Annotated in this window: 1 protein-coding gene; it reads right to left on the bottom strand. The window is 79.5% G+C overall.

The window, feature by feature from the left end:
• A partial coding sequence (locus DT057_RS35045) for a non-ribosomal peptide synthetase (RefSeq protein ID WP_162501626.1) occupies nucleotides 1–928 on the bottom strand: 928 nt, incomplete at both ends.

Genomic DNA, 928 nt, shown 5'->3' on the forward strand with positions numbered 1-928 from the left:
GATCGAATCGCCTCCGGCCTCGAAGAAGCTGGCGTGGCGGCCGACCTCGGCGAGGCCGAGCACGCGCGCGAAGATGGCGGCGACGACCGCCTCCGGGCCCGCCCGCGCCGCCCCGGCCGGGGCGCCGCCCCCGGCCCCGGACGCCCCGTCCTCGTCCTCCGGCAGCGCCAGGCCCGCCAGCGCCCCCCGGTCCACCTTGCCCGAGCCCAGAAGCGGCAGCCCGGGCAGCGCCACCAGCCGCGACGGCACCATGTAGTCCGGCAGACGCCGCCGCAGCGACGCCCGCACCCGCCCCGCGTCCAGGGCCGCCCCCGCCGCCGGCACCACGTACCCCACGAGCTGCGCCGCGCCCGACCGCCCCGCCCGCAAGCCCACCGCCGCCTGCGCCACGCTCTCCTGGGCGAGCAGCAGCGCCTCCACCTCCCCGGGCTCGATCCGGAACCCCCGCAGCTTCACCTGCGCGTCCGTCCGCCCCAGGTACTCCACGGTTCCGTCCCGGCGCCAGCGCGCCAGGTCCCCGGTCCGGTACATCCGCGTCCCAGGCGCCTCGGCGAAGGGGTCGGGCAGGAACACCGCCGCGCTCACGCCGGGCGCGCCGTCGTAGCCCCGCGCCAGCAGGCCCGAGACGTAGAGCTCGCCCGTCACCCCCACGGGCACCGGCTCGAGGCCCGGGTCGAGCACGTAGGCCCGCCGCTTGCCCACGGCGCGCCCGATGGGGGCGTGGGCGCTCTCCACGGCCTCGCCCGGGGCGGCCTTCCAGGCCAGCGGGGAGATGACCGTCTCGGTCGGGCCGTAGCCGTTGATCAGGAAGCGGGGGGCGAGGGCCTGCTGCACCAGGGCGACGGTGTCGCGGGCCAGGGCCTCGCCGCCGCAGGCGTAGGAGCGGGGAGCGGGGGGCCCGCGCTCGGCGGCGCGGCGGGCGAGGGGG

It is taken from the genome of Methylobacterium crusticola (assembly GCF_003574465.1).
GTDB classification, from domain to species: domain Bacteria; phylum Pseudomonadota; class Alphaproteobacteria; order Rhizobiales; family Beijerinckiaceae; genus Methylobacterium; species Methylobacterium crusticola.